The organism is Auritidibacter sp. NML120636 (genome assembly GCF_003185945.1).
GTDB classification, from domain to species: domain Bacteria; phylum Actinomycetota; class Actinomycetes; order Actinomycetales; family Micrococcaceae; genus Auritidibacter; species Auritidibacter ignavus.
Genome location: NZ_QHLO01000002.1, coordinates 111,200 through 137,439 on the forward strand (window position 1 = coordinate 111,200; position 26,240 = coordinate 137,439).

At 59.7% G+C, this 26,240-nt stretch carries 25 protein-coding genes; 18 read left to right on the forward strand and 7 right to left on the reverse strand.

Annotated elements, in window-relative coordinates; translation table 11 throughout:
* Positions 1-37: 37 nt before the first annotated feature.
* Positions 38-643: a DUF5998 family protein gene (locus DCC25_RS02305; RefSeq protein ID WP_110100471.1), complete on the forward strand. Its 606-nt coding sequence runs from the start codon at positions 38-40 to the stop codon at positions 641-643.
* Positions 643-1,830: an alkaline phosphatase family protein gene (locus DCC25_RS02310; protein WP_110100472.1), complete on the forward strand. Its 1,188-nt coding sequence runs from the start codon at positions 643-645 to the stop codon at positions 1,828-1,830. Before DCC25_RS02305 ends, DCC25_RS02310 begins: the two co-directional genes overlap by 1 nt.
* A gap of 42 nt (positions 1,831-1,872) precedes the next feature.
* Here the strand turns inward: DCC25_RS02310 and sepH are convergent, their stop codons facing one another.
* Positions 1,873-3,231: a septation protein SepH gene (gene sepH, locus DCC25_RS02315; RefSeq protein ID WP_158524703.1), complete on the reverse strand. Its 1,359-nt coding sequence runs from the start codon at positions 3,229-3,231 to the stop codon at positions 1,873-1,875.
* Positions 3,232-3,568: 337 nt separating this feature from the next.
* On the opposite strand from sepH, the gene DCC25_RS02320 reads away from it, so the two are divergent.
* On the forward strand, positions 3,569-3,868 hold the full coding sequence (locus DCC25_RS02320) for a DUF4193 domain-containing protein (protein WP_110099700.1): 300 nt from the start codon (positions 3,569-3,571) through the stop codon (positions 3,866-3,868).
* A gap of 148 nt (positions 3,869-4,016) precedes the next feature.
* Here the strand turns inward: DCC25_RS02320 and DCC25_RS02325 are convergent, their stop codons facing one another.
* Positions 4,017-4,628 (reverse strand): DUF3093 domain-containing protein, encoded by a 612-nt coding sequence (locus tag DCC25_RS02325; protein ID WP_110099699.1) that lies wholly within the window; start codon positions 4,626-4,628, stop codon positions 4,017-4,019.
* A 217-nt stretch (positions 4,629-4,845) separates the two neighbouring features.
* On the opposite strand from DCC25_RS02325, the gene dut reads away from it, so the two are divergent.
* The 6 genes from dut (at position 4,846) to DCC25_RS02355 (ending at position 11,695) form a co-directional block, all read left to right on the forward strand.
* On the forward strand, positions 4,846-5,304 hold the full coding sequence (dut, locus tag DCC25_RS02330) for a dUTP diphosphatase (RefSeq protein WP_110100474.1): 459 nt from the start codon (positions 4,846-4,848) through the stop codon (positions 5,302-5,304).
* A gap of 221 nt (positions 5,305-5,525) precedes the next feature.
* Complete coding sequence (locus DCC25_RS02335) at positions 5,526-6,224, forward strand: DUF3710 domain-containing protein (RefSeq protein WP_233242886.1); 699 nt, start codon at positions 5,526-5,528, stop codon at positions 6,222-6,224.
* A gap of 119 nt (positions 6,225-6,343) precedes the next feature.
* Positions 6,344-7,795, forward strand: coding sequence for a class I SAM-dependent RNA methyltransferase (locus DCC25_RS02340; RefSeq protein ID WP_208392066.1), 1,452 nt, complete (start codon positions 6,344-6,346; stop codon positions 7,793-7,795).
* 231 nt (positions 7,796-8,026) lie between these two features.
* A complete protein-coding gene (gene acnA, locus DCC25_RS02345; protein ID WP_110100476.1) occupies positions 8,027-10,738 on the forward strand; it encodes an aconitate hydratase AcnA in 2,712 nt (903 codons plus the stop codon).
* Between the two features lie 156 nt (positions 10,739-10,894).
* A complete protein-coding gene (locus tag DCC25_RS02350) occupies positions 10,895-11,398 on the forward strand; it encodes a hypothetical protein (RefSeq protein ID WP_110099695.1) in 504 nt (167 codons plus the stop codon).
* Positions 11,399-11,695, forward strand: a complete 297-nt coding sequence (locus tag DCC25_RS02355; protein ID WP_110099694.1) for a PLD nuclease N-terminal domain-containing protein — start codon at positions 11,399-11,401, stop codon at positions 11,693-11,695.
* A 19-nt stretch (positions 11,696-11,714) separates the two neighbouring features.
* Here the strand turns inward: DCC25_RS02355 and DCC25_RS02360 are convergent, their stop codons facing one another.
* From DCC25_RS02360 to msrB, 4 genes are all read right to left on the reverse strand, one after another.
* Positions 11,715-12,197 (reverse strand): Rieske (2Fe-2S) protein, encoded by a 483-nt coding sequence (locus DCC25_RS02360; protein ID WP_158524652.1) that lies wholly within the window; start codon positions 12,195-12,197, stop codon positions 11,715-11,717.
* Position 12,198: 1 nt separating this feature from the next.
* Complete coding sequence (locus DCC25_RS02365; RefSeq protein WP_233487856.1) at positions 12,199-13,524, reverse strand: HRDC domain-containing protein; 1,326 nt, start codon at positions 13,522-13,524, stop codon at positions 12,199-12,201.
* Complete coding sequence (locus DCC25_RS02370) at positions 13,463-14,047, reverse strand: DUF3000 domain-containing protein (protein WP_110099715.1); 585 nt, start codon at positions 14,045-14,047, stop codon at positions 13,463-13,465. The genes DCC25_RS02365 and DCC25_RS02370 overlap by 62 nt, the downstream gene beginning before the upstream one ends.
* 139 nt (positions 14,048-14,186) lie before the next feature.
* A complete protein-coding gene (msrB, locus tag DCC25_RS02375) occupies positions 14,187-14,648 on the reverse strand; it encodes a peptide-methionine (R)-S-oxide reductase MsrB (protein ID WP_110099692.1) in 462 nt (153 codons plus the stop codon).
* A gap of 91 nt (positions 14,649-14,739) precedes the next feature.
* On the opposite strand from msrB, the gene DCC25_RS02380 reads away from it, so the two are divergent.
* The 9 genes from DCC25_RS02380 (at position 14,740) to DCC25_RS02420 (ending at position 25,459) form a co-directional block, all read left to right on the forward strand.
* Positions 14,740-16,044: a S9 family peptidase gene (locus tag DCC25_RS02380; RefSeq protein ID WP_199445859.1), complete on the forward strand. Its 1,305-nt coding sequence runs from the start codon at positions 14,740-14,742 to the stop codon at positions 16,042-16,044.
* Positions 16,045-16,116: 72 nt separating this feature from the next.
* A complete protein-coding gene (locus tag DCC25_RS02385) occupies positions 16,117-16,878 on the forward strand; it encodes a YebC/PmpR family DNA-binding transcriptional regulator (RefSeq protein ID WP_110099690.1) in 762 nt (253 codons plus the stop codon).
* A gap of 66 nt (positions 16,879-16,944) precedes the next feature.
* Complete coding sequence (locus DCC25_RS02390; protein WP_110099714.1) at positions 16,945-17,514, forward strand: crossover junction endodeoxyribonuclease RuvC; 570 nt, start codon at positions 16,945-16,947, stop codon at positions 17,512-17,514.
* A gap of 110 nt (positions 17,515-17,624) precedes the next feature.
* Positions 17,625-18,263, forward strand: a complete 639-nt coding sequence (ruvA, locus tag DCC25_RS02395; RefSeq protein ID WP_110100479.1) for a Holliday junction branch migration protein RuvA — start codon at positions 17,625-17,627, stop codon at positions 18,261-18,263.
* A 33-nt stretch (positions 18,264-18,296) separates the two neighbouring features.
* Positions 18,297-19,433, forward strand: a complete 1,137-nt coding sequence (gene ruvB / locus DCC25_RS02400) for a Holliday junction branch migration DNA helicase RuvB (RefSeq protein WP_110100480.1) — start codon at positions 18,297-18,299, stop codon at positions 19,431-19,433.
* A 176-nt stretch (positions 19,434-19,609) separates the two neighbouring features.
* Positions 19,610-20,128 carry a preprotein translocase subunit YajC gene (gene yajC / locus DCC25_RS02405; RefSeq protein WP_110099687.1) on the forward strand — a complete coding sequence of 173 codons (519 nt, stop codon included), beginning with the start codon at positions 19,610-19,612 and terminating at the stop codon, positions 20,126-20,128.
* An 87-nt stretch (positions 20,129-20,215) separates the two neighbouring features.
* Positions 20,216-21,949, forward strand: coding sequence for a protein translocase subunit SecD (gene secD, locus DCC25_RS02410; protein ID WP_110100481.1), 1,734 nt, complete (start codon positions 20,216-20,218; stop codon positions 21,947-21,949).
* The gene (secF, locus tag DCC25_RS02415) at positions 21,946-22,971 is read left to right on the forward strand and encodes a protein translocase subunit SecF (protein ID WP_110099685.1); all 1,026 of its coding nucleotides are present in this window, start codon (positions 21,946-21,948) and stop codon (positions 22,969-22,971) included. Before secD ends, secF begins: the two co-directional genes overlap by 4 nt.
* A 268-nt stretch (positions 22,972-23,239) precedes the next feature.
* Positions 23,240-25,459, forward strand: coding sequence for a bifunctional (p)ppGpp synthetase/guanosine-3',5'-bis(diphosphate) 3'-pyrophosphohydrolase (locus DCC25_RS02420; RefSeq protein ID WP_233487884.1), 2,220 nt, complete (start codon positions 23,240-23,242; stop codon positions 25,457-25,459).
* A gap of 3 nt (positions 25,460-25,462) precedes the next feature.
* Here DCC25_RS02420 and DCC25_RS02425 read toward each other — a convergent pair whose 3' ends face one another.
* Positions 25,463-26,107, reverse strand: a complete 645-nt coding sequence (locus DCC25_RS02425; RefSeq protein WP_110100483.1) for a hypothetical protein — start codon at positions 26,105-26,107, stop codon at positions 25,463-25,465.
* Positions 26,108-26,240 lie beyond the last annotated feature (133 nt).

Sequence of the window (26,240 nt, forward strand, 5' to 3'; positions counted from 1 at the left end):
CAGTAGCAGACCACCGGTTACGCTTTATGATGGGATCATGACAGACCTCTCCTCGGACATCGATACCTCGCTGTCACCCTGGTCAGACATTTACCACGCTGGGTTCTACCCCGAACTGGTGATCAGTGCGCTGTACGATCAACTCGATTCCCGTGAGATCCTCGCTTCGCTAGTCCACGTGGAGACCCACGTGGACTACAACGACCTACACCGCCACCTGACGGTCTTGGCACTGACCGACACCGCACTGGCTGCCGTGCACCTGACCGACTTCGTCGCCGAAGAATACGCAGGTGCCACCCGGGCGCAAGTGACCACCGAGATGGTCCCGCTGGATGCGCTGGACTCGGTCTCGGTCACCACCGTCCACGACCAGCCGGCCACGTGGACTCCGGATCTGCCGGTGGCTGAGGTGACCCTGAGCGTGTTGTGGCGTGGCAATCAGCGCCTGGAGCTGGTCCCGGCAGTCTGCCCGGATCCCGACTGTTCTGCCGACCACGGGGTGACCGGAACCAGTACACCAGAAGATCTTGCTCTGCGGGTCGCTGCCGAAGCCGAGGGCCAACAGGCTGTGGACCAGGCCCTGGCCTTTGCCCGCACCCTGCGGACCACCTTTTTGACCGCTCGGGACCAGCATCGCTGATGATCGATCGTCATACGCACTACCCCCAGTCTCCGGGGATCTGGGACGTTGTTCCGGCCCTGCTGAATTCGCTGAGGCCCTCGTCTGATGCCCAGCCGGTCGCGACGACGAGCCTGCAGCTTCCCCAGGCTGGGTCTGGCATGGTGATTCTGGTCGACGGGCTAGGAATCCGCCAGCTGGTGGCCTACTCTTCCTACGCTCCCACCTTGCGCCAGATGCTCACCCGCCAAGGAGATCACGCTGCTGCTACCGGTGGTGCCCCAACCGAAATCTCTACGGTGTTACCCACCACCACGGCGAGCGCTTTGACTTCGATGGCCACAGGGTTGTTACCCGGCCGACACGGACTAGTGGGCTATGACAGTTTCGACCCGGATCGTGGCCAGGTTATTAACCAGCTGGGCAACTGGGACCCGGAGGTTAATCCCGAACAATGGCAACCCCATCCCACACTTTTTGAGAGTGTGCAGGCACCGCTGGAGGCCGTCACGGTCTCCTTGCCGGAGTTTGCTGACAGCGGGCTGACCCGGGCTGGTTTGCGCGGTCCGCGCTTTGTGGGGGCACGGTCCCTGGGAGCCCGCTTTCATAAGGCGTTGACGGAGTTGCAACGACCCGGCGCGCTTGTCTACCTGTATATCCCGGAACTGGATAAAGCAGGGCACCGTCACGGGGTCGGTTCTGCCGAATGGATTGAGGTACTGGAAGCGATCGATAGTCACATGCGTCGGCTACGCAGAAAACTATCGACGATCGGCCACCCGGTGAACGTGCTCCTGACGGCCGACCACGGTATGGTCACCATTGCCCCGGCAGACCGGTTGGACACCCGAGAACATTCCGAACTCTACGACGGCGTGCTGCACACGGCCGGGGAACCTCGCTTTTTCCAGTTGTATTTCGCTCCCGAGGCCGACGACAGTCACCGGCGCGAGATCCAGCAACGGTGGGAGAAAATCTATGGCGAAGTAGCCATCGTCATTAGTCGCGACCGAGCAGAACACGACGGCTGGTTCGGGCCCTTAGAACCCCGGGTGGTGCCCCGTATTGGAGACCTGCTGGTGGTAGCCCAGAGCGATATCGCACTCTACGACTCACTCCGGGCTTCAGCGATGTCCTGGGAGATGTGGGGCCACCACGGATCGACCACCGACGATGAACGCCTGGTGCCACTGCTGGTGATCGACTGAGAAATCTCACAACGAGCGGAGGCTGTAGAGTAGCGCTTCGTCTCAGTCGTCTTTGCGGGTGCCGAACATAATCTCGTCCCAGCTGGGCACCCGGGGACGCTTGCGTGTGGACTTAGACGCGGAGCTACCGCTCCGCCCGTCTTTGCCGTCCTGGTGGTGTTGGGTGGATTGCTGGTGCAAGGCGTTACCGCGAGAGGCCTCATCCATCCCGTCAAAGGCATCGGTTTGACCCTCATATTCAGAGGATGAGACAGAAGACAGTGATGATGTAGACTTCTCTGGTTGGCTTGACTCGTCCTCGACCCCTGCCCGCGTGGACGGCTCCGGCTCCTGCTGCCCCGGTTGTTCCGTATCCGGATCGGTCTGATCAGCTGTCTCAGACTCAGCAGGTTTAGCGGAATCGGATTCCCCGCTGACCACCAGACGTGGTCCAGTCCAGGAGGTGGGGTGCTCCTCGCGAGTGATCATCATCGCTAGCTCGTCATCAGCGTCTTCATCGACGCCCAACCGTTGCCCGCGTCGGGCGTGCAGGACCTCGAGTAACTCTTCTTGCGCATCGGAATCAAAATGCCGTCGCGGTCGCGGGTCAGGCTTTTCGGTGGATTCCACGTCAAAAACACGTTCCGCTGATGACACTGCGCTCAGCCGTCGGGTGGGTGTCGCGGTAGGAGTATCGAGTGGTTCGAGTTCGGAGAGCACCTGGGCCCACCGGTTGAGATTATCGACATGCTTGGCGGCGGGACGGAAACTCCAGCGGGCCACCGGCTCGTCGCCGATTTGGGTTTGGGCGCCGTTATCTTGGAAACTGGCCGAGATGGTCCAGTGGTTGGAGCCCTCTTCCTTCCACGCGTCCCATTCCAGGGTGGAGGTGTCTAAGCCCAGTGCCGCCAGCCGGTGTCGCACCATGGGTTCCAGCAGAGCCGGTTCTTCACCAAAAACGGCCCGGTAAATATCGTGACCTAATTGCGGAGAAGAGACTTCGATCGCGCGGGCCTGATCAACAATCCAGCGGCGTTCGGCTAGCACCGGGGCCTCGTAGATCTTCAACCGGTCCAGGCTGACGTCGTACCGAGAAGCCAGCTCGTCCACAGAGTAGCCGGCGCGGATCTTGGATTGAATATCTCGGGGAGACAACGTCACCGCTGCTGCCTCGTCGGCTGCGGCCGCCGAGGGCCGGCCAATGGGGCGGGTGGTGGCATGACGTAAAGCATCGGTGATCGGCAGGGAGAACTCTTCGCCAGCATCATTGGACAGAATCAGGTGGTCACCGGCATCATCGACACCAACGAGGCGCAACGGTTGGGCGCGACGTGCACCGGACGCGGTGGTATGGTCTGGTGACTGCGGTGAATCCATAAATTGCCTCCAGAATAGTCCTAGTTCTGTGCTGAACTCTGCCACGTCAGCCCCCACTACACCAGAATCTCGCCCGGTGTGGCGACACATCGCAGGGGGATCGACGAGTGTGAGCGATCCCATAAAGCGGTCAACACGGCGCTTCAAGGCACTTCAAGATGTGTTCACTGTTGGCGATTTGAAATTTTGGTCGGGGACAGTAGGATTCTCTGCGAAATGATACTCGGTGAGCGCGTTGTCACGAGGGTCATTCCAGGGATCATGCACCGCGGTAAGCCATCGGTTTGGGCCTGGAATAAAAGAACCAATCACCGAGATTAACCTGTCAGACACTGACACCTGTGCGTTCAGTCGATGACTTAGTGGAGTGGATAGCAAATATATGGCAACTGATTACGATGCGCCCCGCAAAAACGACGATGAGGTCCGGGAAGACTCCATTGAGGAGTTGAAGAATCGTCGGACCGATACGCAGTCTGCCGCGGTCGATGAAGACGAGGCCGAAGCTGCTGAGGGGTTTGAGCTGCCCGGCGCTGACCTGTCGAATGAAGAACTGCAGGTTACTGTGCTGCCGGCACAATCTGATGAATTCACCTGCGCCTCCTGTTTTTTGGTGCGACATCGATCCCAGGTGGCTTATGAAGAAAATGGTCTGCTGTATTGCACCGACTGTGAAGGGTAGCAAGGTTCAGTTGAGCAACAACTGATCGACAACCATGTAGTGGGCGGGCCCGGTTACACCCGGGCCCGCCCACTACGTTGTTATGTCCCTGAGCTGACGTTCCTGCGTCGCGCCGGCAGTGTTGCTGAGCGCGGGGGCTGATGTTGCGCTAATCGGTGTTGGAGTCGGTGGGGGTGTGACCTTCGGAATCGTCGCGCTGTTGTGCTTGTTGTGTTTCTCGTTCTTCGCGCAACCAGTCGGGGATGTTCTCATCCTCGAGATCTTCGGGACGGGCGTACATAGCCCCACCGAGGGCATCAACGAGTTGTTCAGGATTGCGGGTTGACGTCAGCCAATAGGGAGTGCGGTCCCGTTCGTCGGTAATTTGAATACGCACCACCGGCGAGGCCCAACTGCGCAGATTGGTGTAAGCCAAACCGTGAAGTTTCTGACCGCGCTGTTCGAAGGCGTCGTCACCGCGATATCCGGTCACGTTGCCCACGAATCGTCGTTCAATCCCGGCACGACCGACTTGTAAAAACTGTTTGGTGACAATAATTTCAGAGCCCATCCCGACCAAAATGGCCACGGTGATCAGGGCCAATACCACAGCGGAGCCGATTCCGGCCGCGACGTTGATCGGTGCCAGCACCATGTATCCGAGGACACCGAAAAGGACCACGAGTAGCCACATCCAGGGTGTGGCCCGAAGCTTTTCATGGTACAGCACCGGATCATCGGCGGAATCAAGACTGTGTGGAGTCGTCGGTGAAGAGCTCATAATTCTAGGGTCCCATATTTTTGTTCTGTTCATGTTTTCCCGGTGTTGTGTTTTCCCGGTGTTGCAGTGACCTGCAGGTAAGGTGCTCGCCACCAGCCGGGGCCGAAAACAGGCCGAACCCTGGCAGAATACGTGCTGGAGCACACCGGTGCATCCAGTCTCGGGAGTCCAGCCCAGGAAATAATCTCGGAAACGATCCAGAAAGGAACCTTCGACCATGCCTCAGATCGATGTAGCCCTGCAACTCTTAGCCCCCGATGTCCCGGTCCCGCACTATGCTCAGCCCGGTGATGCCGGTGCCGATCTGGTCACGGTAGAAGATGTGCGTCTGGGTCCGGGGGAGCGCTACCTGGCTTCCACGGGGATTGCGATTGCTTTACCGGAAGGATTCGTGGGGTTGGTACACCCTCGTTCTGGATTGGCTGCGAAAAAAGGCCTGAGCATCGTTAACGCGCCTGGCACCATAGATGCGGGATATCGTGGCGAGCTCAAAGTGGCCCTGATCAATACCGATCCTCACACCGAGATTGTGCTCAACCGGGGGGATCGTATTGCGCAATTGGTCATTCAGCCCGTCTATCAGGCCTGTTTCCAAGTGGTCGAGGAGTTGCCGGAATCGGTTCGTGGCCAGCAGGGTTTTGGTTCTACCGGTGGGTTTTCGCACACAGAGAACTAGAACGAACCCCCGTCGTGCTCTGAAACCGCGCGCGAATCCGCGTAGACTATCACCGGTGAGCCAGTCACGACGGCTAGTTCGCTCAGTCAGGACGACACCGCAGAACGCCACGATAGGTGAACACTGCAGCAGATGGATGAACCAGAAACTGCCCCACCGCTGGAGAGAGGACAGGTTGATTGAAGCTCTTTGGACGCAACCGCGACGTGAAGGTCGAGCGTGTGACACTTCCAGAACACCTGCGGGAAGCGCCAGAGTCGACCGACCCCGACGCGCGCCCGGCAGGTCCCCGCGACATTTCGGAAATTGATCATGCCAAGGGCCTGGTCGATCTCGGCGCGTTGAAACTTGCTGCTGACCCTCAGATCGCTGTGCGACTGGACGTCGAAGAAAAGACCAAGGACATCATTGGTGTCACCTTGTCCCACGATAAGTCCAGCTTGCAGATCCAGACTTTTGCGGCCCCACGCTCGCAGGGACTATGGGACGAAATTCGGGAAGAACTTACCGAATCGTTGACTTCTGCCAACAACGCCACTGTGACCGAAGAACAGGGACGGTTTGGCACCGAGCTCTTGGCCAAGATTCCGGCGAAATTGCCAGATGGTCGTCCTGGCTGGCGCGTGGCTCGGTTTATCGGCATTGATGGACCCCGCTGGTTCGTTCGTGCCGTTGTGGGAGGCCCAGCGGTCTTGAAGTCCGAACACGCTGAACGGTTGCTCGACGTGCTGGGTCGCTCTGCGATTGACCGAGGCCAGGAACCCCACCCCTCGCGGGAGATCCTGCGCCTGCACGCTCCGAAGAACCTGCGTCGGGTCAAACCAGCCGCCGAACAATCGGAGGCAGGTCAAGCGGAGTCAACCCCGACCGATGCGAAGGGCATGCCCACACGCGGCCCTGAGATCACCGAAACTCGCTGATACGTCGCGGACCGAAATGAGTCTTGTTATTCCCGGCGATCAGCGTATTCTGTTTTTGTGCCCTACCTGCTTACATTTGAGGGTTCACACGGTACGCGCATGATGAAAGAGACCGGTGCATGGTGAATGTGACTACCTTAGACGAGACTTCGACGCTCGGCGTCGGTGACACCGGTGATCCGGAAATCCTGACCCTTGAGGTGGGAGTCATGGCCCACGGTGGTCACTGCGTGGCCCGGCACGAAGGACGCGTTGTTTTCGTCCGCCACGCCATTCCTGGCGAAGTCGTGCGAGCCGTGGTGACTTCCGGTGGCGCGAAGGCCCGCTTTTGGCGGGCCGATACCGTCAACGTGATCCGGGGCTCCGAATTCCGGCGGGCACACCAGTGGAAATTGGCCGACTCCTTGCGCGCCTATCAGGCCGGGCGTCAGCCGATCGGTGGCGCCGAATACGGTCACATCACCCTGGAACACCAACGCCGGCTCAAGGCCCAAGTTTTTCGCGACACACTCAATCGGATTGGTCGCCTCGCCGTAGAGCCTCAGGTGACCTCAGTGCAAGCCGATGAGCCTACCGGTTTGCACTGGCGGACCCGCAACCGTTTCGCGGTGACCGCCTCCGGGCGCTTGGCGATGTTCGTCCACCGATCCAAGACCATGATTCCGGTCCGCAATATTCCCCTGGCGGTGCCCGAACTCGATGAGCTACACCTGTGGGATATCAATTTCCTCGGGGCCTCCAGCGTGGACGTCATCACCCCCGGCTATAGCCAGGAAGTCATGGTCGTCATCCACCCGGCTACCGAGACGCTGGCGCACGAGCCCACGCTGAATAAGGCGATCAACGATTGGCGACGCCAACTCTCCGGGCTACCCGGTACCGTCTCGGCAGTGGTGTCTGTTCCTCAACTCCAACCGGACCAGAAGCCACGCACCATACGGTTGCGCGGTCGCACGTGGGTGAGTGAAACTGTGCGCAGTTTGCACCACGGAACTTTTACATTCCGGGTCTCGGCCGAAGGCTTCTGGCAGTCCCACCGCGACGCCCCGCATATCTTGGTCGAGGCCGTCATGCAGGCGACGAACCCGCAACCCGGTGATGTCATTGCCGACTTATATGCAGGAGCTGGGCTCTTTTCAGCGTTTCTGGCTCGGGCGGTCGGGGAGACTGGCCGGGTCTACTCGGTCGAACGGGCCCGTCAGGCCAGCAAAGACGCCCGGAAGAACCTGCACGAGATGAAGCAGGCCGTAGTGATCAATGGTCGCACTGAGAAAGTGGTCTCCTCGTGGGCGCACCGCCCTCAGGCCCCCAGCGGCCAAGGCGGACTGGAAGGTCGTGACATCGATACGGTGGTGCTTGACCCGCCACGCTCTGGTGCTGGCCGGGCTACCATCAAAGGCATCAACGCGTTACCGGCCTCCAAGGTCGTCTACGTCTCCTGCGACCCGGCCTCCCTGGCTCGAGATGCCAAACTGTTGGCCGAACTGGGCTGGCAACACCAGAGCTCGGAGATTTTCGACCTGTTCCCCGACACCCACCACATGGAGTCGGTCAATATCTTCACCCGGTAGTGTCGCGCTGATCCGGGTACCGACGTCATCGTGACGCAGGTAACGACATCTGATCCGGATCAGTGGCTGCGCGTTGTAGAATAATTTTCTGGTCGCTGGATTTCGAGCCCAGCGACACTGGCATCGCACCGGTACCGAGTCGCACGTCGCTGATCAGCGAAGAGGGACTGCTGCCAGCGGCTTCGGCGAGATCGGTTGAGCGCCCCTTGATGGGCAGGAAGAGGAATCTCCGTGACTACTGTCGATAGTTTCGGCTCGAAGGGCGTATTGGACGTCAACGGCGCCGAGTATGAAATTTTTAGACTTAACAAGGTCGAAGGTGCACAGAACCTTCCCTACTCACTGAAGATTCTGCTCGAGAATCTGTTGCGCACCGAAGATGGCGCCAACGTCACGAAGAAGCAGATTGAAACGCTGGCCCAGTGGGACCCGCAGGACGATCCCCGCCACGAGATCCAGTTCACCCCGGCCCGGGTGCTGATGCAGGACTTCACCGGTGTGCCCTGTGTGGTTGACTTGGCCACCATGCGTGAGGCCATCGCGGATTTGGGCGGTGACGCCAAGCGCGTGAACCCGCTGGCACCGGCCGAGCTAGTGATTGACCACTCCGTGCAAATCGATAGCTTCGGTAACCCTGACGCCATCGAGCGCAACATGGAAATCGAATACGAGCGCAATGGTGAGCGCTATCAGTTCCTGCGCTGGGGTCAGACCGCCTTCGATAACTTCAAGGTCGTTCCTCCCGGACAGGGCATTGTCCACCAGGTCAACATCGAATACCTGGCACGCACCGTGATGACCCGCGAGGTCGACGGCGTGTTGCGCGCCTACCCGGACTCCTGTGTGGGCACCGACTCCCACACCACGATGGTCAACGGCCTGGGCGTGCTCGGCTGGGGTGTGGGCGGCATCGAGGCCGAGGCCGCGATGCTCGGCCAGCCGGTCTCCATGCTCATCCCGCGCGTGGTGGGCTTCAAGCTCACCGGGTCCATCCCCTCAGGTGCCACCGCAACCGACGTGGTGCTGACCATCACCGAGATGCTACGTCAGCACGGTGTGGTGGGTAAGTTCGTCGAGTTCTACGGTGAAGGTGTGGCCTCGGTGCCGCTGGCGAACCGCGCCACCATCGGCAACATGTCGCCCGAGTTCGGTTCCACCGCCGCGATCTTCCCGATCGACCAGGTGACCCTGGACTACCTGCGACTGACCGGTCGTACCGAAGAGAACATCGCGCTGGTTGAGGCCTACACTAAGGAACAGGGTCTGTGGCACGATCCGGCCAATGAGGCTCAGTACTCCGAGTACCTGGAGCTAGATCTATCCACTGTGGTGCCTTCCATCTCGGGTCCGAAGCGTCCACAGGACCGGATCGTGCTCTCTGACGCCAAGGAGCAGTTCCGCAAGGATATCCACAACTATGCAACTGAGAGCGACGATGCGGGCGTAGGGCGTCCCTCGCACACCGTTGACGTGAAGATGGAGGATGGGCGTGAGTTCGAACTCGACCACGGTGCTGTGTCGATCGCCTCGATCACCTCTTGCACCAACACCTCTAACCCTTCGGTCATGATGGCCGCCGCGGTGCTGGCCCGCAATGCCGTGGACAAAGGCCTGTCCTCCAAGCCGTGGGTGAAGACCTCAGTGGCTCCCGGTTCCCGGGTGGTGACCGAATACTACGAGAAGTCGGGTCTAATCCCGTACCTGGAGCAGTTAGGCTTCAACATCGTCGGTTATGGTTGCACCACCTGTATCGGTAACTCCGGTCCGCTGGAGTCCGAGATCTCCCAGGCCATCCAGGAAAACGACCTGTCGGTGACCTCGGTGCTGTCGGGTAACCGTAACTTCGAGGGCCGGATTAACCCGGACGTGAAGATGAACTACCTGGCCTCCCCGCCGCTGGTGGTCGCTTACGCTCTGGCCGGTTCCATGGACTTCGACTTCGACAATGACGTGCTGGGTCAGGACCAGGACGGTAACGACGTCTACCTGAAAGACATTTGGCCGGACCCCACCGAGGTGCAGCAGATCATCGATGACTCCATCGACACCGAGATGTTCCACACCGAATACTCCACGATCTTCGATGGTGACCAGCGGTGGCAGTCGATCGATACCCCGACCGGGGACGTCTTTGACTGGAACGATGAGTCCACCTATGTGCGCAAGCCCCCGTACTTCGAGGGCATGAAGGAAACCCCGGACCCCGTCCAGGACATCTCCGGGGCCCGCGTGCTCCTGAAGTTGGGTGACTCGGTGACCACCGACCACATCTCTCCGGCAGGCGCCTTCAAGTCCGACACCCCGGCCGGTCGCTACCTGACCGAGCACGGTGTGGCCCGTAAGGATTTCAACTCGTATGGGTCCCGTCGCGGTAACCACGAGGTGATGATTCGCGGTACCTTTGCGAACATCCGTATCAAGAACCAGTTGCTGGATGGCGTTGAAGGTGGCTTCACGCGCGACTTCACCCAGGAGGGTGGACCGCAGGCTTATGTCTACGACGCCGCGATGAACTACGCTGATCAAAACACTCCGCTGGTGGTGCTGGGCGGTAAGGAATACGGTACTGGTTCCTCCCGTGACTGGGCCGCTAAGGGGACCGCACTGCTGGGCGTCCGCGCGGTGATCAGCGAATCCTTTGAGCGTATTCACCGCTCGAACCTGATCGGCATGGGTGTGTTGCCGTTGCAGTTCCCGCAGGGGGAGTCCGCGAACTCACTGGGCCTGGACGGCACGGAAACCTTCGACATCTCCGGTATCACCGAGTTGAACGAGGGCACCACCCCGGCCACCGTGCACGTGACCGCCACCCACCCTGAGGGTAAGGTCACCGAGTTCGACGCCGATGTGCGTATCGACACCCCCGGTGAAGCTGACTACTACCGCAACGGCGGTATTCTGCAGTACGTGTTGCGTCAGATCGCTTCCTCCGAGAAGAACTAACGCAACCAGCAGCCAAGCCAGTCCTCGGGGCCTGCGCCCACGACCCACGCGGTCACAGTGCAGGCCCCGAGGCCATTAAACCGCTTTCTTGATCAGGTCACGGTTACGCTAAACTAGCAGGGTTATCAACCGGCCCGCGCGCAGGAGGTGCTCACCGTGTCCATTATCCGAGCCTATTTCTGCCCCGAAGATAGCACTCGTCCCACCCACTACCGGGAGGCGTGGTGGGATGAAGACCAGCACGAATTCGTGGTCCACTACGGCAAAGTCGGTGCCACTGGTGTAGACACTGCCGAGAAACTCGAGGACTGCGCGCAGGCCGAAGCGCTGCTGTCAGGCTTCAGCCAACAGTGCACCGAAGACGGCTACCAGCCCATCGACCCCGCCGAGATGGAACAGCTACAGATCACCTATACCTTGCGTGGCACCGAGCCGAGTGACGTGGAATCTCATCAAGCGCAGACTCTGGCAACCTTGACCACCCGCGAGCTGGCCTGGCGCGGACTCGGTGAGGCCGACTCGCCGGTCCTAAACGCCGGAGCCTTTACCATTGCGGTCGCCACCGTCCACCCGGGCAGGTCCCGCGAGATCATCCCGACCGTAGTGAAAGCTGCCGGCGTGCAGGCCTCAAAAGTCACCGTCCGAAAGACCAACGCCTGAATGCTCGAATCAGCCCTATGGTGGATTGTCTCCATCCTGGTCGTGGCCGTGATGGTGTGGTCAGTGATCAGCCTGCTACGGTCGCCTCTGGAACCACAGCGACGTATCGTCTGGGTTGTGGCGATCTTCTTATTGCCGGTGCTCGGGAGCCTGGTGTGGGCGTGGTGGAGGCTGTACTACTACCCGCGCCGGAAGGCAGAAACCCCCAACTGGGATCCCAACCGTCCCGGCACCGGGCACGTGGTGCCCCGACGGTTACGTGCCGATCACCGGCAACACGGGGCGTGGAAACCTTAGAGACGAGCTCGACGACCCGCTAGACCTCGACCCAAATGCCGCCGTCGCGGACCTCGGCGGGGTGACGTCGCAAGCCCCGGGGAGCCGGCCCGCCCAGCACATCACCGGTTTCGGAATCAAAGCGGGAAGAATGGCAGGGGCAGGTGAAATCCGGGGCGGGCTCCGCCCCTTCACCGACGCGCACGATGCATCCCTGGTGGGGGCAGATCGCGTGAAACGCCTGCACCGAGCTCTCGCTGTCCCGATAGATCAGCAGGTCATAGTCGCCGGTATGGACCCCGGTGGCTTCCCCGACGGGCAACAGATCGGCGTCGAGGACTTCAGTGGGCTGACCCGAGAAGTCCTCGACCGTATCCGGCTCGGCCGGTGCACAGCTGGACAGCCCCAGCATGCTGGCACCACCTGCCACGATGGCTGCGGTGCCAGAGAGCAATTGGCGACGGTCGAGATGAGAGGAACCATCGGCACAGGTGGAACCTGTCTGTTCAGGATTCTCAGTCATCTCAGGGCTGCTCGTCATCGCTCTCCCATGGATCCGGGTCTAGTAATGCAACGGTAATGATTGCCGAGCAGGCCCAGACCTGCCAGTTACGGGCACCCCGGTCTTTGAGATACTCCTCGACGGTTTCCGGGGTAATGGGTGAGGGCGGACGCCAGCAGAGATCTCGTAGCGTCGAGGGGAGTAAGAGGTTCTCTAACGGCACGCCCATCGCCTCGGCTTGGCGAGTCAATCGCACCTTACACGTGGCGAATCGCCGAGCGGCCAGCTCGTCGAGAGACTTCCACCTTTTCACCGGCGGAGGGCCACCGGAGCCAGCCGGTTTCTTCTCCGGTCGCGTTGCGGGATCCCGTCCTTCGGCCACCCCGCGCCGAATCGCCTCCAACCACCGGTCCTTCTCCCGGCCGGCAGCCCGTCCGGTGAACCCCTTGGTGTTCATCAGCTCACCTGCGGTTGCAGGTTGTGCGGTCGCTGCGGCAATAATCGCCCGATCGGGTAGTAGCCGCCCCGGGAAGACATCTTCCTGACGGCCCAGTTCATCACGGGCATGCCACAGGGCACGGACAATGGCCAGCTGTTGTGGTGATTTCACCCGGTGAATACCGGAGGTTCTCCGCCAGGGCTCGTGAGGGGGCTCCGGGGGTTGCCAAGCGGTCAACGCTTCGAACTCTTCGGCAGCGATCTCCAGCTTGTCCTGCCGACGTAGTGTGCGAATCATCTGTGCGCGTAACGGGACCAAATACTCCACATCCAAGGCGGCGTAGTTACGCATCTGCTCGGGCAACGGGCGCTGCGACCAATCGGCAGCTGAATGCTCCTTGGCCAAGGTTATTCCCAACGTACGCTGTAGCAGTGCGGCCAGATTTACTTTCTGGAAGCCGCACAGGCGTCCGGCTAGCTCGGTATCGAAGAGAGTACAGGGACGTAATCCACAGTCAGCCAGACACCCTAAGTCTTGCGTGGCAGCGTGTAAGATCCACTCGGTGTCACCGATGGCTTGCTGAATAATGTCCAAATTCTCCAAGGGTTCGGGGTCGATGAGCCAAATGCCGGAGCCTTCACGCTTGAGTTGGACCAAGAATGCTCGCTGACCGTAGCGAAATCCGGAGGCTCGTTCGGTATCGATGGCCACCGGTCCGCTACCGGCGCGGAGCGCTTCAGCGCATTCGGTGAGCCCTTCGGGCGTGTCGGTAAGTTCTGGGATGCCCTCGGCCGGCTCGGTGATCAGAACCGGTGCCTCAGATTCTGCGTTTGTGGTCAGGATGATGTTACGTCCTTCGTGCTCGAGGGAGAACTGTGACGCCTTCAGGAACCGGTGGTAAACCAGCAAAGGCGCAGACCATATCTGCCCAGGCCTCCAGGTGGTTCTCCATCGATTCGCCCATCAGGTTGGTAGGACTCCACGAGGCCCGCATTTCAATGTCAATGGCATCGGCCCGATCATCCAACACTCCGAAACTTTCCGACAGCACCCGCGTGGCGGTCCCACCGGCTTGGTCATAATCCACCTGGTGACCATCTAAGGCTTCCACCAGCCATGTCCACGCCACCTCAGCGGCCATCGGGTCCACGCCCATTTCGGCTTCAACCGACGCCCGAATGAAGGTCACAATGCGGAACGTGGATTTCCACACGGCCGAACCGGCCGGGTCATGCAAGAGAATAAAACGCCCGGTGGCTAGTGGCTCATTGGGGTCCTGGTCTTCAACCGCTCCGAGTGTGGTGACGGTTGAGGTGATCGGGGCCGGAAGCACGGCCGGGTAAACATCGGCGGCCATAGCCACCGCATAGGGTGCGATTTTCTGCGGTGCCGGGATTTCAGTCAGCCGGACTTCCGCTCGGGGCTGGGCCATCCGCAGTCCCGATAGCGCCCGACGAAAAGTCACAGGCGCCGAAGCCAAGGTTTCTGCACTCGACCGATCAATGCTCACCCCTCAAGGTTAAAGCGCTACCTGAAGGATGGGGGGCAGGCCACGCCGAGAACCCTCGAGCTTATCGGTCTGAGCGGGGGACTTTCTCCAGGGAAATGGAGTTCATGCAGTAGCGCAGGTCCGTCGGGGTATTGAAGCCCTCACCTTCGAACACGTGGCCCAAGTGGGACTGACACTGGGCACACAAGACCTCGATGCGGGTCATCCCCAAGGAGGTGTCTTTGCGGTATTCCACCCGATCTTCAGCCAACGGGGCAAAGAATGAGGGCCAACCGCAGTGGGCATCAAACTTCTGATCCGAACGGAACAGCTCAGCCCCACAGGCCCGGCACCGGTAGATCCCTTCGCTGAAATCATCCCAGTATTCCCCGGTAAAGGGTCGTTCAGTGGCCGCCTGGCGAAGCACCTGGTACTCCGCAGGACTGAGGCGTTGTTTCCACTCGTCCTCGGAGAGCTGACCGGAGCGGGTAGTGGTGGTTTGTGTGGTGTCGTCTTGGTGGTGAGAGGTATCTGAAACTGTCATATCCGCTATAACGTCACAGGCCAGGGGATTGTTCCCGACCCGACGTTTGAGAAACTGGAAATTCCCCGGTGAACGGGGAAGAATGACCAGTATGCGAGTCTTCCCCCTATCCCGCGCTGAGTCTGACAACTCGCGTTCTCGAGCACGGTTTTCCCAAGTGCTCGCCGTGGTCGGTGCCTCTGCTGCGGTGGTGGGCTCGCTGTTTGCCGGCACCATTTCTACCCTGGCTACCGTCTTTGCCCGTACGGTCGTGACCCCGACGCGACGGGTGGCCGAAGACATCCGGATTTACGCAATCATTGAGCCCTACGGTCCCCGGCCTCACATCGCGTTGCAGGCCACCCGTGAAACCACCGTGGAAGGTCGCTATTCGCTGACCTTCGCCGCCGGTGAAGGTATCGCCCGCATCGGTAAGATCGTTGACCGCGACGCTGAAGCCGGGATTGTGGTGCGAGAAATTGAACAGATCTATTCCGGGGATCTCACCGCGGCGCAAAAAGGCTCCTGGACCGGCTTTACCTGGCCCCACCCCGGTGATGCCGGGTTTGTGTCCGAGGAAGTGTCCATTCCCGTCGAACGTGGCGAAGCCCCGGCCTGGTATGTACCACCCCAAGTCCCGCGTGTCGCCGAGTCCCCCCTTCCTACCCAGACCCCTGAATTCGGAGAAGACACCTGGGCGATTATGGTTCACGGACGTGGCTCCCGGCGTACCGAAGGAATTCGTGCCCTGCGCGTCGCCGGCGCTCTAGGTATGCCGAGCTTATTGATTTCCTACCGCAACGACGGCAACGCCCCGCCGGCCGGAGATGGCCGATACGGGCTCGGAGCGACCGAATGGCCCGACGTGGAAGCTGCCATGCACTATGCGCTGAGTCACGGTGCCCGACAAGTCGTGATTTTCGGCTGGTCCATGGGTGGTGCGGTGTCCCTGCAATTGGCTGCCCAGTCACCGTTACGCGACCGGATTGCGGGGCTGGTCCTCGACGGACCGGTTATTAACTGGATTGATGTCTTGGCCTACCAGGCCCGGTTGAACCGGCTTCCCGACGCGGTGGGTCATCTGGGGCAATTTATGATTGCCAATAAATGGGCCCGTCGTCTTGCCGGGCTGGCAGCCCCGGTGGACTTGAAAGCCTTGAACTGGGTGGACCGGGCCGAGCAACTCCAGCACCCGGTGCTGATTCTGCACTCTGAAGACGACGACTTCGTTCCGATCGGGCCGGCTGGACAGCTGGCGAATCTGCGTCCGGATTTGGTCTCGTTGGTGCGATTCACCAAGGCCCGGCACACGCGAGAATGGAATGTTGACCCTGACCGCTGGGAACAAGCAACGCTGAGCTGGCTCTATGTGGTGCTCAGTGGCCCGCGACGTGTAGTGCCACAGTTATCGCGGTAGAGAAGCGGGCTGGGTTTAGACTATAGGGCAGAGTTTTATTGTTCGCACCCTGACCCCCATAAGGAGGCTCCATTGGCCGGTCACTCAAAATGGGCAACAACCAAGCATAAAAAAGCTGCCCTGGATGCCAAGCGCGCCAAAATGTTCGCCAAGCACATTAAGGCGATTGAGGTAGCCGCTCGTGCCGGTGGGCCAGATCTGGAAGGTAACCCGGCGCTGGATCTTGCAGTCTCCAAAGCCAAGAAGCAATCGGTGCCCAATGACAATATTGACCGTGCCATCAAGCGCGGTGCCGGTCTGACCGGTGAGGTCATTAACTACGAAGAGATTATCTACGAGGTTCGCGGTCCCGAAGGCTCGGCGTTGATGGTCGAATGCTTGACTGATAACAAGAACCGTGCTGCAGCCGAAGTGCGCCACACCGTCACCCGCAATAACGGCACCCTGGCCGACTCCGGGTCGGTCGCTTTCCTCTTCAACCGCCAAGGCGTGGTCCGCATGGACGCCGAGGGTAAAGAAGAAGACGAAATCCTGATGGCGGTCCTGGATGCCGGAGCCGAAGAAGTGGCCAAGTCCGGTGGTAGCTTCGAAGTCTACTCGGACCCCTCCGATCTGCAGGATGTAGCCAAAGCACTCGACGAAGCCGAGATCGACTACGAATCCGACGAAGTCGAGTTCGTGGCCACGATGAAGGTCGAGCTCGATGCCAAAGCTGCCCGCCAATTCCTGCGCTTAGCTGATGCTCTCGAAGAGCTCGACGACGTACAGAACGTCAGCTCCAACGTGGACATCACCGATGAGGTGGCCGCAGAACTTGAGAACGAGGACGACTAACCGGTGCGGGTTCCCAGCAAACCCTTGCGGGTGCTGGCGGTCGACCCGGGACTGACACGGTGTGGCATGGCCGTGGTCGACGTCGCCCCCAACCGGCAGGCCACTCTGGTGGACGTACGCGTGGTGGGGACTCCGAACACGGCCTCGATCGGTGAGCGACTGGCGACCATCGACGAGGCCATTGCCGATTTCTTTGAGTCGCACCGTCCCGACCACCTGGCCGTGGAGCGGATGTTCGCTCAAAACAACACGCCAACCGTAGTCGGTACCGCCCAAGCTTCCGGAGTGGTGATCGCAGCGGCGGGCCGACGCAATATTCCGGTCGCTTTGCTGACCCCCTCCGAGGTGAAAGCTGCGGTCACCGGAAACGGTTCCGCCGATAAAAACCAGGTCACCGCGATGGTAACCCGGGTCCTGGGCTTAGATTCGCCACCGAAACCCGCCGATGCAGCCGACGCGATGGCACTGGCGATCGCCCACGCCTGGCGCGGGGGACTCCACGGGCGTGGACTGGACACCGGGAAATTGACCAGCCCGGCCCGACCATCGAAATTTCCCGGTGCGACAGCAAAGAATTCCCGCCCCACAACCCCAGCCCAGCGAGCGTGGTTGGAAGCCGAACGGCGTGCCCGTTAACATCGGTTGCACCCTGCGGGGTACAGTGTTCGTAGATTAGTTCTATCATTTGCGGTACGGGCAGTGGACAAAACACCTGGCGGAGCCCGACGCACAGCTACGGAGGCTTCATGATTTCCTCGTTGACCGGAGTGGTTGAGTACCTCGGCGTCGATGCGGCGGTGCTCAATGTCAACGGTGTCGGCTATACCTTCTTCGCCACCCCGCAAACACTGGCGACACTGCGGATCGAGGACCAAGCACGCGTGCTGACCGAGCTGATCGTTCGTGAAGATGCCATGACCCTCTACGGGTTTCGCTCCCGGGACGAACGCGAAATTTTCACGACGATGCTGACCATCTCCGGGATCGGGCCCCGGATCGCTCTGGCGGTTCTGGCGGTCTATGCACCCGAAGAGGTCCGGCGCGCGGTCGCCCAAGACGACGATAAGGCCTTCACCCAGGTGCCCGGCATCGGTGCGAAAACCGCCCGCCGGATCATCCTGGAACTGTCCGGTAAGCTCGTACCGGCCGAGAACCCCGCACAGGCAGGGCAGCCGAGCGGTGCCACGCCGGGCAATGACCCGGTGTGGCAGGAGCAAGTTCACGAAGCTCTCACCGGGCTCGGCTGGACCGACAAGGATGCCACCAAGGCGTTGAAATCCACTCTGGAACATGAACCCGAATTGCGCGAGTCACAGGACGTCTCCCAGGTTCTGCGCGCGACGTTGCGTCACCTGGGACAAGGACAACGTCGCGTCCACTCATAACACGTTCTCCGTCGGAAGGCATGCTAGATCGAGATGAGTACCGATCCCCACAACGCTGAGCAGGATTCCCGCCTGATCGGGCCCAGTGCCTCCACCGAAGAACGTGAAATTGAGGCCGCGTTGCGTCCGAAGCATCTCGGAGACTTTGTGGGCCAATCCCGGGTTCGCGAACAACTGTCCTTAGTGCTCGAAGCCGCCAAACTCCGTGATGCCACCGCCGACCACGTGTTGCTCTCAGGTCCTCCGGGGCTGGGCAAAACCACCCTGTCGATGATTATCGCAGCCGAAATGAACGCCCCGCTGCGGATCTCCTCTGGTCCGGCCATCCAACACTCAGGTGACCTCGCTGCGATCCTTTCTTCGCTCACTGAGGGAGAAGTGCTCTTCCTGGATGAAATTCACCGGATGTCACGTCCAGCTGAAGAAATGCTCTATATGGCCATGGAAGATTTTCGGGTCGATATCGTGGTCGGCAAAGGTGCTGGGGCGACGTCCATTCCGCTCGAGCTCCCACCCTTTACGCTAGTCGGAGCCACCACCAGAGCGGGGCTCTTGCCGGGTCCCCTACGGGATCGGTTTGGTTTCACCGGTCACTTGGAGTTCTATGACGTGGCCGAACTCGAACTGGTGCTACGCCGCTCGGCAGCCATGCTGGATATGCGCCTGTCACCGGGAGCCTTTGCCGAAATCGCAACACGGTCCCGTGGTACCCCGCGTATCGCCAACCGACTGCTACGCCGGGTGCGTGACTGGGCACTGGTCCACCACCTTGACGAAGTGGATGCCCGGTCGGCCTCCACCGCCCTGGATATCTACGAAATTGACCGGCGTGGTTTGGACCGCCTCGATCGTGGCGTGCTCGAAGCATTGTGTCAGAAATTTGGCGGAGGCCCGGTCGGACTGTCCACCCTGGCCATTGCCGTCGGTGAAGAGGTCGAAACCGTCGAAGAAGTTGCCGAGCCCTACCTAGTGCGTGAAGGACTCCTGGGACGTACCCCGCGCGGGCGGATCGCGATGCCGGCGGCCTGGGAACATTTAGGACTTGATGTTCCTCACAACGCAGAGGTGCAGTCAATGTGGCGACTCGCAGAATCCCAGACCGATGAACCCGGTCAGACCTCTCCGTTATTCGGCCCAGATGACTTCTCCCGGGACGAGTCCCACGACTAGACCCGGGCAAAAATCAAGCGACCGTGCCGTGAGAATGGTCTCCAGCGTGAAGGTGACCCTTAAGAATTAGGCCCGACCTCAGGTGCCTAAGGTAGCCTGAGAATAATGCGTTCCACCACGAGACTTGTCGTGGTGGAAGATCTAGACATCATTGTCCCGAGGAATTGGATCGATACATGCACTTTGCTGACCTGACTCATCTCGTCAACCCACTGGCTCAGAATGCTGAAGGTGGCGGCGGTTTTGGCGCTGGCTTTTTGATCGTCATGCTGGTCATCTTCGGTCTGCTGATCTTCTTGTCCATGCGTGGCACCCGGAAACAGCAGAAGAAGCAGATGGAAACTCGCCAGGCCTTGGCCCCGGGCGTTGAGGTCATGACCGCTGCCGGAATCTTCGGTACCGTGATTTCGGTCAACCACGACGACAATAAGGTGGTCCTTGAGGTCTCGCCCGGCAACAGCGTGACCGTACACCTGCAGACCATTGCTCAAGTCATCGAACCGGTGGCAGACACCGCTGACTCGACTGCTAGCTCGGAACCAACACCGGATGAGTCCAACAAGATCGTGATCAACAGCGAGAACCGCGACGCCACCGACACTCAGGCATCGGGTAACCCGGAGGATCCCCGCGAAGAATACGGTTCGACCGAGGAGACCGACAAAGATTCCCCAAACGACGACGAGAAGAAATAACCACCAGACCATCACGAAAGGTTCAGCACCCCGGGGTGCTGAACCTTTCGTGAGTCCGCACTCCAGAACTGAAAGATCCACACCATCATGGCCTCAAAGACCCCCCAAGGGCGCGCGCGACGCACTCTGGGCTGGCTGGCAGCGATAGTCGTCGTGCTGGCTGGCATCCTCGGCGTAGGTATCGCCACCAACCAAACCAATGGCTTGCCCCTGCTCGCCTTGGACCTCGAAGGCGGTACCCAGATGGTGCTCTCACCGCAGACCGCCTCTGGTGAAGAAGTCACCGACGAAACGCTGAACCAGGCCGTCGAGATTATTCGTGCCCGTGTGGATGGTTCCGGTGTCTCGGAAGCTGAAATTAATACCCAAGGCGATAACAACGTTGTGGTCGCCCTGCCCGGCAACCCGGATCAACAAACCCGCGATTTAATCCAGGCCTCGGCCAATATGGAATTCCGCGCGGTCCTCCAAGGCGCCCCGGGTATTGCTACCCCGGAAGAGGAGCGCCAAGACGTGGAGGATTTCCCCGAGCCAGAGGCGGAACCCGAAGATGGCTCGGATCAGAACTGGATCAGCCCAGAGCTGGCCTACGAGTTTCAAAACACCGACTGTCGTGAGCAACAACAGCAGGAAATAAACGAACAACTGCCCACAGATGAAGCGGTCGTTGCCTGTGACCCCGAGTATGGGATGAAATACATTCTGGGCCCCGTCGAAGTTGAAGGGACCCAGATCGACAACGCCGACTACGGTATGGCACAGACCCCAACTGGAGTGTCGGCTAATAACTGGGTGGTCAACCTCAGCTTCGACGACGAAGGCACGGAGGCCTTCCGCGAGGTCACTCAGCGCATCACGGGCATGCCGGAACCACAGAACCAGTTTGCGATCGTCCTGGATGGCACCATCGTTTCCGCACCGCGTTCGAATGCGGTGATCACCGACGGCCGTGCCACGATTGAAGGAAACTTCACCGAAGTATCGGCCCAAGCCCTGGCCGAACAGCTCCAATATGGTGCTCTGCCGATTAGCTTCACTATCGAATCTGAACAACAGATTTCGGCGACCCTGGGCCAGGACCAGTTGTTCTGGGGCGTGGTGGCTGGACTGATCGGTTTGGGCCTGGTGGCGGTCTACCAGTTCTACCAGTACCGTGCCCTGGGTTTTGTCACCCTGACCTCGTTGCTGGTGATGTTCCTGCTGACCTACGTGGCGATCGTGTTGCTGGGTTGGTCGGATAATTATCGATTATCGCTGGCCGGTATGGCCGGTATTATCGTCGCCGTTGGTCTGACCGCGGACTCCTTTATCGTCTACTTTGAAAGAATCAAGGACGAAATGAGGTCGGGGCGACGGTTCGAATCAGCCGTGGAATTCGGGTGGTCGCGGGCTAAACGTACCATTATCGTTTCTAAGGCCGTGAACCTGCTGGCCGCGGTAGTGCTGTACTTCGTGGCTGTCGGTAATGTCCGCGGTTTCGCCTTCACTCTGGGCCTGGCGGCACTGATCGATGTGTTGCTGGTGTTTATGTTCACCCACCCAGTTATGCAACTGTTAGCACGAACGAAGTTCTTCGGTGGCGGACATCCGCTGTCGGGGATGGACCCCTCGTTGCTGGGACAAAAAGCGCTCTACCAGGGCGCTGGCCGGGTCCGGGAGTTTAACGACGAACCCAGCCGGGCACCCGTGAAGAAGAAAAAGATCAAGGGCAGAGCCAAAGAAGCTCAGCGACGCCAAACCATTGCCGAGCGCAGGCAACAAGAGCGTGAGGAAAAGCTTGGTCTGACACAGGACGAGAAGACCACGGAGGACGCAGAATGAGTAGCATCGCTGAGTGGGGAAATAAACTCTATACGGGCAAAAAGTCCTACCCGTTTATCCAGAAGTGGCGACTGTGGTTTTCCATCGCGGCTATAGTGCTACTGGTGGCAGTCGGTATCACCGTGGCACGGGGTGGCTTCAACTTCGGCATTGAGTTCCGTGGTGGGTCCGAGTTCACCGTCTCCTCGGTGCAGAACACCGACCCGACGGTGGGCGAGCAGGCCGTGACCGACGTCGTTGCTGAGGTGGAAGCCACCGCGACCAATATCGCGCCCGGAACCATGCGGGTTCAAACCGAAGAGCTCACCGATGACCAGACCCTTGAAGTGGCCTCCAATCTGCAAGAGGCCTATCAGGTCTCGGCCAATGACGTGACCTCCAGCTTCGTGGGCCCGACCTGGGGTGAGGCGATTTCTCAGCAGATGTTGATTGGCTTGGTGATCTTCATTGTGCTGGTTACCGTGCTGATGGCCATCTACTTCCGGACCTGGAAGATGTCGTTGGCAGCAGTGCTGGGGTTGTTCTACGTGGTGGCCCTCACCGTGGGAATCTATGGGGCCACCGGGTTTGAGGTCACGCCCGCAGCCATTATTGGGTTCCTGACCATCTTGTCCTACTCGCTCTACGACACGGTGGTCGTCTTCGATAAGATTCGTGAAAATACCGCGAATATGGACGAAAATACCGTCAGAACCTTCCGCGAGATGGTCAACCTGGCGGTTAACCAGACCTTGGTCCGGTCCATTACCACCTCTATAGTAGGTATTTTGCCGGTCGGGTCCATTCTGTTTATTGGTGCCGGGCTTCTCGGGGCAGGGACCCTGCGCGATATTTCGCTATCGATCTTCGTGGGGATTATCGTCGGTACCTTGGCCACACTGTTTATTCAGGCGCCACTGTATGCACTGCTGCGGGGTGGGGAAGACAAAGTCAAAAACCATGATCGCCGAGTGCTCAACCTCCGTGAGGAAACCGGTCTGCGCCCTGAGGACGTGACTGAAGAACAAATTACGACAGCCTAACGGCGCCGGACCGTCGCACCACAGTCCGTCTGCCCCGATGCTACCGGTGTTTTGTCACCGGCGACATCGGGGGACTAGTGTATGAAAACAATCAACCACAATCCGTACTGGAATCAGCGTTTGGGCTCCAGAGGTCAGCGGAGAGAAAGCGGGGCGGTGCCGGATGAGTAGTACTTCTGATGCGCAAAAATCCGGTCACCACGGTGCCGGAGAGCAACGGTCTGCGCCCAAACGTCACCGCTCCCGACTGGCCAGGCTCACCGGCAGAATGGGCGGCACAGACTATTCGCCCATCCTGGAGCCGTTGATTCGTACGCTCAAGGTCCGCCACCCCAAAGAAGACCTGGACGTGATTATCCGGGCCTTCACCATTGCTGAACAACACCATGACGGCCAATTCCGTAAGTCGGGGGACCCCTACATTACCCACCCGGTGGCAGTGGCCACGATCTTGGCTGAATTGGGTATGACGGGCACGACGTTGGCGGCAGCGCTGTTGCATGACACCGTCGAGGACACCTCCTACTCCCTCGAGCAGCTCACCGCCGAATTTGGCGAAGAAGTCGCCCTGCTCGTCGACGGTGTCACCAAGCTCGATAAAGTGCACTTTGGTGCCGCCGCACAAGCGGAGACTGTGCGCAAAATGGTGTTGGCCATGGCCAAAGATGTCCGCGTGCTCCTGATCAAACTCGCTGACCGTCTGCACAATGCGCGCACCTGGCGCTACGTGCCACCGGAGTCCTCGGCTCGGAAAGCCCAAGAGACCCTGGAAATCTATGCCCCTTTGGCCCACCGGCTGGGCATGAACACGATCAAGTGGGAGTTGGAGGATCTCTCATTTGCCGCCTTGTGGCCGAAAATGTACGCCGAGATTGTGCGCCTAGTGGGGGAGCGCACTCCGGAGCGACAAAAAAATATTGCCCAGCTGACCGACATCATCGAACAGACCCTGCGCGAGGCGAAAATCAATGCCACGATCACCGGCCGCCCCAAGCACTACTACTCGATCTATCAAAAGATGCAGGCGCGCGGAAAAGAGTTCAACGATATCTACGATCTGCTCGGGGTCAGGGTCATGGTGGACTCTGTGCGCGACTGCTATGCGGCCTTAGGCGTGCTACACGCCAAGTGGTCGCCGATGCCGGGGCGTTTCAAAGACTATATTGCGATGCCGAAGTACAACATGTATCAGTCGCTTCACACCACGGTGATCGGGCCCCGCGGTAAACCGGTGGAAATCCAGATCCGCACCCATGAGATGCACCATCGGGCCGAATACGGTGTGGCAGCCCACTGGAAGTACAAGCATCGCGGTGGTGGGAACGCCGCGGACACCGCGAGCACACCCGGTTGGCTGAAGGCCGTGTTGGATTGGCAAAAAGATGCTCAGGACCCCGACGACTTCTTGGACTCGCTTCGGACCGAAATAGGGTCCTCGGAGGTCTACGTTTTTACACCGCAAGGTGAAATCAAAGCCCTCCCATCGGGCTCGACACCGGTGGATTTCGCGTACGCGGTTCACACGCAGGTGGGGCACCGCACCGTAGGTGCCAGGGTCAATGGTCGCTTGGTGGCCTTGAACTACGTGCTGAATCACGGTGACTGGGTCGAAATCTTCACCTCCAAGTCCGAAGATGCCGCACCCAGTCAAGACTGGTTGGGCTTCGTCCGCTCCGGTCGTGCTCGACATAGAATCCGGCAATGGTTCTCGAAAGAACGTCGCGAAGAAATTGTCGAACGTGGCAAGGAGCAGTTGACCAAAGAAGCCCGCAAACATCCGTTGCCACTCCAGAAGATCATGAACGCCGGGATTCTGGGCGATGTGGCCGACCAACTCAACGTTGGGGGAGTCTCCGGGGTTTACGCGGCGATCGGTGATGGCAACGTGTCGGTCGAGAATGTGCTGGATCGGGTGGAGAAACTGGTATCACCTCCCAAGCCGGAACCGAAGCTAGTGGACGATAACGACCCCGACACCATCTCCCTGCCACTCATTCCAAGACCAACCCGCGGCTCGGATTCTGGCGTGGTGGTTCCAGGAGCCGGAGACGTGATGGCAAAACTGGCCCGGTGCTGCACCCCGGTGCCACCCGATGAGATCATCGGATTCGTCACCCGTGGTACTGGCATTTCGGTCCACCGTGCCGACTGCAACAACATCAGTAATCTCGCCAACGATTCGGAGCGTCTCATCCAGGTCGATTGGCAACCAACCCAGGACTCGGTGTTCATTGTCGACATCACCGTTGACGCCCTGGACCGGACCTCGTTGCTCTCTGATGTCACCCGGATCCTTGCTGAACACCACGTCAATATCCTCTCGGCCACGTCCACCACCCGGAAGAACAGGATCGCCTCGTCGAGCTTCGTGTTCGAAATGGGAGATCCCGGCTACCTGAAGCACCTGCTCAATGCGATTCGTCGGATCGATGGTGTCTACGAGGTTTACCGGTCCTCCGAGCGGAAAAAGCGCTCGAGTAAGAAATAATCCCTAGGCTGCTGGCTGGACGAGCTGACCATAACGGGCTATCGCGGTCTCCATCCCCGCCAGATGACGCTGTGACGCCAGCGTTCGGGCCAGCCGAGCCTCATCACAGTGCGGTAAGAGCTCGCTGACGGTGCGGAGCTGGTGATTTCCCGGAAAGAAGCGCAACAGGTCGATGATCGTTTGTTCCACACTGGTAAACAGGATCGGACCCAGACTCAAAATGAGCCCGTGGTGGAGGCTAGTCTCCACAGCCTGCATGTACTCGATTTTGCGCATCGTGACCTGGATGCCACGCGTCTTCGACCGCGACATCCGTCGAGGGTGACCACTGACCGCCTGAAAATCCGCTGGTGCAGGGCCTGAGAGATGAATCCAGGCTGCGGTGGAATGAGATAGCGCCCAACGTCCGGTAAATAAGTTGGCACCAAAGCAATAGGCGGCTACTGCTCGTTGCAACACGCTATCGGGATGTTCGGTCTTGATGAAGCTCCCGCCAACTTGTTCACGGATCACGCCACGTAACTGCAAAGCCTGCAATTCGCCTGGGCTCAACGGTGCGTCGGGATGAATTAAGCGACTTACCGCACGGTCGAGACGTTGGCGGGTGGTGGGAACCGGGATCGAGGACGAAGTGTCTGGCTGAGGCATGCCTCCAGAATGTCACGAGGTGGCACCGGGAAAAATACTCAGGACACCATTGTGGACAGCCAGTACTTGGTAGCTGAGGCGGGTGTTCCCGCTGTGGACAGCTAGCCCCGAGGTCTTCATTAACGACCTCGTC